Annotated in this window: 5 protein-coding genes and 2 pseudogenes; 1 reads left to right on the forward strand and 6 read right to left on the reverse strand. The window is 60.0% G+C overall.

Going from position 1 to position 6,899, the window contains the following annotated elements; translation table 11 throughout:
- Positions 1-35 precede the first annotated feature (35 nt).
- The 6 genes and pseudogenes from AC0L21_RS37625 to AC0L21_RS37650 all read right to left on the reverse strand — a co-directional run bounded on the left by AC0L21_RS37625 (position 36) and on the right by AC0L21_RS37650 (position 5,247).
- Entirely contained in the window at positions 36-338 is a 303-nt protein-coding gene (locus AC0L21_RS37625) for a PilZ domain-containing protein (protein WP_473267014.1), read from the reverse strand.
- Between the two features lie 270 nt (positions 339-608).
- Complete coding sequence (locus AC0L21_RS37630; protein ID WP_473267016.1) at positions 609-998, reverse strand: hypothetical protein; 390 nt, start codon at positions 996-998, stop codon at positions 609-611.
- Positions 999-1,625: 627 nt separating this feature from the next.
- A pseudogene (gene istB / locus AC0L21_RS37635) lies at positions 1,626-2,485 on the reverse strand (IS21-like element helper ATPase IstB).
- A pseudogene (gene istA / locus AC0L21_RS37640) lies at positions 2,485-3,790 on the reverse strand (IS21 family transposase). The pseudogenes istB and istA overlap by 1 nt, the downstream one beginning before the upstream one ends.
- Positions 3,791-4,674: 884 nt before the next feature.
- Positions 4,675-4,884 carry a hypothetical protein gene (locus AC0L21_RS37645; protein ID WP_473267018.1) on the reverse strand — a complete coding sequence of 70 codons (210 nt, stop codon included), beginning with the start codon at positions 4,882-4,884 and terminating at the stop codon, positions 4,675-4,677.
- Between the two features lie 177 nt (positions 4,885-5,061).
- Positions 5,062-5,247, reverse strand: a complete 186-nt coding sequence (locus AC0L21_RS37650; protein ID WP_473267021.1) for a hypothetical protein — start codon at positions 5,245-5,247, stop codon at positions 5,062-5,064.
- Between the two features lie 582 nt (positions 5,248-5,829).
- Between AC0L21_RS37650 and AC0L21_RS37655 the strand changes: the two genes are divergently transcribed.
- Positions 5,830-6,234 carry a hypothetical protein gene (locus tag AC0L21_RS37655; protein ID WP_473267023.1) on the forward strand — a complete coding sequence of 135 codons (405 nt, stop codon included), beginning with the start codon at positions 5,830-5,832 and terminating at the stop codon, positions 6,232-6,234.
- The last annotated feature ends 665 nt before the right edge of the window (positions 6,235-6,899 follow it).

Here is a 6,899-nt window from a genome sequence, read left to right on the forward strand (position 1 = left end):
CTTAAAGCTAGACTTAAGGTCACACGCTTCGCGAATTACCACCCCTCACGCAAGACGGCCCCCATCGGAGGCGTACCATAGATTACCTCAGGGGCGGAAAACTTGACGCCCACATAGGCACCCGAGCGCCAAATTATTTGGCAGCTCGTCATGGCCGGAACTCCGTCGACCAACAGCTCAAAATCTGTTGGTATGACCCCTGAGTGCTCGAGAAAGATACCGGCGCCTTCCGAGGACAAGTCTCGAACATGACACCGGTAAAAGCGGGCGTGGCCTGCGAAGGTCACAATCGCAGACTTGTAAAGCCACGTCCGCTCACGGTGCCGCCGCTGCAGCATCAATACCTCCGGTGGGCGCCGGTCTATGACGGCCCCTTTGCATCCACGATAGCTACGCGGATTACAAGCATCATCCCGAACCGATGCGCTTCACAAGGGCGTTGAACGAATAACGTTAAGCCGACCGGTTAATGCTCCCGAAGCTTTCTTCGAACGCGCAAATGAGCACTCAAGAAAATGTGCGAAAAAAGCCCCGGTCCAGAGATGCGTCAAGGCCGCAATTTACCTATTACATCGCCTTGGGCGTCGAGCGCGCCATATCTCGTCAGCCTAGCGAACGTTCGGTTTAGGTAGCCGTTCGGGATGAAAGTCGGCTGGATTGATCTTGCGCTCCGGTTGCTTTTGCTCCTCTTGGATGGGCATCAGAGTTGCGTGAAAAAAAAGCCCCATAACCTCGCCAGAGCACGAAGCGAAATTTGCAGCGGCAGTACCGGTCAGCTTGATTTCGATATCGTCAGTGCCAAAAACGTTTGGCTGTCCGTCAGAGTGTCGGCAAGTCGTCAGCGTGGCCGAAAATCTCGTCCCGGCAACCCGATACGTGCCGCCGTAACTCATGACTGTATCGCCGCCTGAGATGATCCCGTTGCTCAGACGAACGCGGCCAGTACCCGAACCGCGCTCTGTCTGAAACCACGCGATATATTCACCGTCCTTGAGCATTTGTTCGCCTTGTTTAGTGCGAAACAAAATCGTCCTAACGACCGACGCCCCGTAGCGAGCACGCCGCGAGAAGGGCCGCCATGGCTTTGCGTTCAGTTATGAATAGAGCAATCATCTTGCAGCGCCGTAAAAAGAGAAGCCTAAGGAAAGAATGACCGGTTCTGTAGAGTTTTAGCGATTGACGACGATTATCCGCAGACGGCATTCTCGATTTCTGCGAAGGGTCCAAACGTGTATTACCCGGGAGCGCGCTATGGCTTCGCCAGCGCTCTCCGGAGAACCCGCGCCATCGTCGGAGATAGGACGCTCGATCTGATTGAGCGCAATATTGAGGAAGCTAGGCCAGATCGCGGCGCGGATGGTGGCGTATCGCTCACCGCTTTGCGGTTCGCGCAGCTCGTGCTTGTTTTGATAGTAGCCCGGGGGCACGGGCGCGCTCCTGCTCAATGGCACCTAGACCGCAAGCACTCGTGCATAAAGGCAACGCGCAAGCACCCTCCGCTCCCTTCCGGACGCCGGACTGCTAACAGCAAGAAGGGCGCCAGAAGCGGGCTTCAAAAGAACCTTGTCAAACGCCAGCCGGAACTGCCCCCTTTGCGTCATGAAGAACTGCCCCCGCCCTCGGCTTCATGATGTCGTTTGATGGTCGTTTCCGCCGGTGACGGGACGGAGGGAGGCGGAGCCGACGGGAGGGCCGTCACCGGCGGGCGGCGCCTTGATGAGGCCGCTCTTCCGTTTGGCGCGGAGCCGGTAGCTGTCGCCGCGGATCGTCATCACGTGGCTGTGGTGCAGGAGCCGGTCGAGGATCGCGGTGGCGACCACGGGATCGGCGAACACGGCGCCCCATTCGGCAACGCTGCGGTTCGAGGTGATCAGCATGGCACCGGTTTCGTAACGGCGGCTGACCAGCTGGAAGAACAGATGCGCGGCGTCCGGCTCCAGCGGCAGATAGCCGAGCTCGTCGACGATGAGCAGCTTCGGCTTCGCCAGCGCGAGCAGCTTCTCGTCCAGGCGCCGCTCGCCATGCGCCTTGGCCAGGCCCGCGACGAGCGTCGTCGCCGTGGTGAACTGCACGGTGTAACCGGCCAGGATCGCCTCTCGCCCCAACGCGATCGACAAGTGGGTCTTGCCGACTCCGGCGGCCCGAGCAACAGCACATTCTCGCCGTTGGCGATCCAACGTGACGCGGCAAGGTCACGGATCTGCTTGGGATCGATCGAGGGCTGCGCCTCGAAGTCGAAGCCTGCGAGCTCCTTGACGGCCGGGAAGTGTGCGAGCTTCAGCGCCATATCGATGCGGCGATGATCCTTGCGCGCGATCTCACGCCCGCACAGCAGGATCAGCGTCTCACGCGCCGACAGGTTCGCGCGCGCCGCCTCGTCGAGCAAACTATCAAGCTGATCGCGGATGCCGGAGAGCTGCAATCGCGCCAGCATGGCATCAAGGGGATCAGTCGGTGCTTCGGTTGCCTTCTTTGCGCGCGTCATCAGAAGCTTCCTCCGATCACGGCTTCATATTTGCCAAGCGGACGCAACAACGAATGCGGTGGAGACGATTCCGGCACCGCCGCTGCAATCTCCAGCCGGCGGACCGCGCCATTGCGCCCGGCAACACCATCGAGATGGAGCGGATCGACGATCCGCAGTCGACGCCCCTTCGATTGCTCGTGAACCGCAACCTGGTGCACGCCATGGCGGATCCGCACCTCGCCAGCCGCGACGGTCACCGCGACGCGCTCACCAATAAGGCGCCACGGTACCGAGTAACTATTGGTGTCGATCTCGATGGCACAATCATTGCCGACGATCCGGTCAGCTCGCGCAATGATCCGAACGAGGGCCGCCCGCCGAGCGGATTTAACCGGTGGACCTCGTCTCGTGTGAAGCGGATGATCGGCGCTTCGCCGGTCGTGCCGTGGATACGGACGTTCGCAACCTCTCGCTCCCACCTGGCGACATGGGCCTCAAACGCTTCCCAACTTGCAAAGGAATGACCTGCGATCGCGTTCTTCTTCACATTGCCGACGCCATTCTCCGTCTTGCCCTTTGTGCGTGCCCGATATGGTGCGCAGGCGCGAGGACGGAAGCCCCAGTGCTTCGAGAAGGCAATCAGCCTGTCGTTGAACTGAACCGACCGGCTCACCGCGTCGTGGCGCACCACAAGTGCGCGTGGGTTATCCATCAGCACTTCCTCGGGTACACCGCTGAAGGTGGTGAATGTGCTCTCGAGCCCGGCAAACCAGTGCTCTTGCTTCTCGGCCCGGAACGCTCGCACATGGAGCCGTCGCGAATGTCCGAGCGTCGCCACGAACACGAATGCCTTGACCTTGGTTCCGCCGATCTCGACCAGACGCTCCCCGAAGTCAATTTGCAGCTGGCGACCCGGAGGTGTCTCGAACCGCGTCGTCGCAAGCGCCTCCGCCTTCAGCGCCTGCCGATAAGGTTGCACCGCGCGCTGCAGCGTTCGCCGGCTGACTGTCACGCCTTTCTCAATCAACAGATCCTGGCGCACCACGTCCGCATTGCCACGATGGCCAATGAACCTCTCGCGCAGCCAGCCCTCAAGGCCATGGAGCCGTTGCGGCCTCTCGGGCGACTTAAACGGCTTCTTCCGCCCGCCGCCACATAACCCTTCACCGTGTGATGGCTGCAGCCCAGCTCGCGCGCAATCCGCTTCAGCCCCCATCCGCACGCCCTCAGGCGCAACATCTCCGCCACGTCATCCGGCGTCTTCATTACCTGCCCCCGTGGATCACTCCACGACGAGCCTCTAGTGATTCGTTCCTCGTTCATTTGCTCTCTCCTTGGCTATCCAAGGAGAGGGCAATTCCTCATGGCGCCGAGGGGGCAGTTTTCCATGGCGCGCGACAACCTACCAGGGATTTTCTGGAGAGCCTTTTCCGGAGCCCGGATTGCCAATAGGAACTCCGTTTGTCGCGGTGCCTACGCCTCTACCGGCGCTGTTGGATTGAGGCCCTGCTGTCCCGACCGCTGCTGGGTTTGTCGTCGTTGCACCGGAGCGGTTGCCGCTCGTGGCCATCGTAGGCGCGGACGTTCCTTGACCGGAAAAGGTCGGGTTTTTGGACGTTGCAACGGGTACGCCTGAGCGGCCACCTGCAGGAGATAAGCCACCCGTTCCGGACGTTCCTAAGGATGATGCACCGGAGCTGGATGAGGCGCCCCCAGCGCCGGACGATCCGCTTCCAGCGCCTCCCGCACCGCCACCTCCGCCGCCTTGAGCGAAGGCGGTTGAGGCCAGAGCAACGCACGCGACTGCTACGATAATGGATTGCCGTATCATGGGTTCGCTCTCCAGTGATCTTCCCGACAACGGGTGATCAATGGGAAGAGTTCCTTCCGTAGGTGGGACTGGCGCACGCGAATACTGCTGAGATGCAAGCGAGCTGCATGACGGGCGTTGGTAACGCAGCGCGGTTGCTCTCCGCTGCCTTCAGGTTAGCAGGCGGCCTGAGGTAGTTGACCGCCGCGCCAACGCGTCGGACAACAGATCCCAGCCGAATGCTGCTGGCGCAGCTCAATGTGATGGAGCGCATTGCCGGGTTGACCGAAACTAAGCGCACATCCACACGCTTAGCCAAGTTCAAAATCGAGCGGCTTAAGGCAGAGCTGAGGCGCATCGGCCGCCTGACCCGGCCACAAGTTGATAGTTCACTCGCTCAATGTACTGCGCTGGCCGTGCCTTTAGTGATCGCGCGGGTCACGGCCTTCAGACGGTCAGCGATGCCGCTCAGCCGCCGCGCCGCATCTTTAAGTGCTGCTGTATCGGTTGGCGCTGCGTCAGTGGCGAAATTGAAGTCGCTCTGGAGGCGCTTGAACTCTGCCTTGCACCGGTCCAGTTCCGCAAGAAGCATCGCGAATTCGTCCATTGGCGGTCCTCTCTGCTCAAGGTGGTGGGTGCAGTCTGCCTTGAATGAACTTCTTGGTTGAGTTCATCGAGCGAGCGAACTGCGCTCGCCACTGAGATTTGCGTGGCGGGGTGACGATCAGAACATAGAGCAGGTTCAGCAGCAGCCAGCTGCCAACCGCGACCAACATGAACCTCATCAAAAAATCCGGAGAAGATCGGCAAAAGCAAAGGCTTGTAAGACAGCAAGATCGAACCGCAATTGCTGCGCTTCTGCAAGCACAACCTTTGGTCGGGCCGCGACTGCCTGCTTTCCGGGTTGGCATGGAACGCCAGCGATGATTTCAAAACGCGTTTGGCTTGCAGGCTTGTGTGGTTGCGGCATGATCGCGCCCGCATCTCACTTGTTTACGAGATTGATTGCACCTGCGGGCTCGCCGCCACACTCATGACAGGGTGCGTTGCGAATACTTACGATGCATATTTTTCAGCCGACACAATGGAAAGCGAGAGCCCGCCTCGCCCCCCCGCCCGCCGCCCCTTCGGGCGACGAAGCCTTAGGCTACATATTTTGCTTAAGGCCGTCTGCTTTACTGGCTCCTCCAGAGCTGGTCACGGTGGAGCCATGACAAGCAAGGACGCACCGTCTGCATTCGAGCGACGAGCTGCACACGAGCTCGCTTTCGGACATTCGGCCGCTCGTCGCTCCGCAGTCAGAAGCGGATTGCCGCTCGCATTCTCGACGCATCTCCGATCTCGAGCAAAGCCTGCTCCCTCCGACTTGACATCGGTACCCCTCGCGACAGCCCGCGTCACAACGCTGCCTCCAGGCGCAGGCCAGCCCCGAGGTGCCCGGCCCGAACCGGTACATCTTCAATTTCAATCTAGTGAAATAGATCGTCGACCACGGGATCCCCGCCAGCTCGCCGGGGCGTACGGCAATCCGGAGCACGAGGAAGAGCGCTTCATGGTCGGCGAATTGTCTGGAAAATGGGTCTCAGATGCCGATGCCGATACAATCCTGTCCAGCAAAGTGCTCGTCGTCCCCGTGAACCCGGACCGTGCTGCCGGCGCAACCTTCAGACCGAAGTGTCTCGCCATCGACCTTCCTCCCATCCGGTACCCCTGCTTGCCGAGGGTTGTACAGAAATCTAATCGGAGCACGAATTTGCGTCGCAATCAAACTGCTTTGGAAGTTTTCCCAAAACAAGCTTCCGGAACGCTTTGCGGACAAGCGGTTGAACCTCGCCCGCGAGTGCAATTGGCACGCAATGAGCAACGGTTGCTCACCCGGAAATCATCGAGCTCTGCAATTCGAAATAACTGCCCGCAGTTCCCGCCATCGGCGCTGATCGTGCCGAACAATGGATAAGATCACCAGCAAGGGAGCTGGTCTCTAATGGGTCAGGTACCGAGGAAATTGCTGCATCACGGCAGTATGGGGCATTCAAAGCCAACTGTAACTGAGCAACCGCGGTGCGGAAAGGGTCCACGCCCGTGATGCGGATACGTTTCAATATGGAGGTCCAGAAGCTCAAGCATTGCGGCTCCATTAGTATCAGAGGACGTTACCCCCTCGGCGTGCCGAACATGCAAGCATGGGCCCCTTTGAAAGGTCTACCAGACCCTTCGAGAAGCCGGGCGGATTGTACGGCTGCCCTGCGTGTTTACAGAAAAAGTGCGTCGAAGGCCCGGCAGCCATGCTTAGGCACATGTCAGCTGATTATGAGGCTGAGGGGCTGAAAGACGCAGCGCGAACCTTAGGGTCCACGCGTGAGCGCGGTATGCACTCATTCGTTCTCGTAAAAGACGCAGGGTATTCCTCCGTTGAGGGCCGCCTTGTTTGACGGACGCGAACGCCGCAGGTCCTAGGGGTAATCCTAGGAGAAGCGCTATGACGATTTCGAGGGCGGAGGTGATCACATCGGTCGAGAGGCGACGCCGGTGGTCGCAGGATAAGAGGAACGGCTTGTTGCAGCATCGCTCGAGCCCGGAGCCTGCGTTTCCGAGGTGGCTCGCATGGCTGGCCTTCATGTA

The organism is Bradyrhizobium sp. WSM4873 (genome assembly GCF_055811355.1).

Coding starts and splice junctions, on each gene's coding strand:
- AC0L21_RS37625 (WP_473267014.1), bottom strand. CDS start 338: ATGCTGCAGCGGCGGCACCGTGAGCGGACGTGGCTTTACAAGTCTGCG.
- AC0L21_RS37630 (WP_473267016.1), bottom strand. CDS start 998: ATGCTCAAGGACGGTGAATATATCGCGTGGTTTCAGACAGAGCGCGGT.
- AC0L21_RS37645 (WP_473267018.1), bottom strand. CDS start 4,884: ATGGACGAATTCGCGATGCTTCTTGCGGAACTGGACCGGTGCAAGGCA.
- AC0L21_RS37650 (WP_473267021.1), bottom strand. CDS start 5,247: ATGCCGCAACCACACAAGCCTGCAAGCCAAACGCGTTTTGAAATCATC.
- AC0L21_RS37655 (WP_473267023.1), top strand. CDS start 5,830: ATGGTCGGCGAATTGTCTGGAAAATGGGTCTCAGATGCCGATGCCGAT.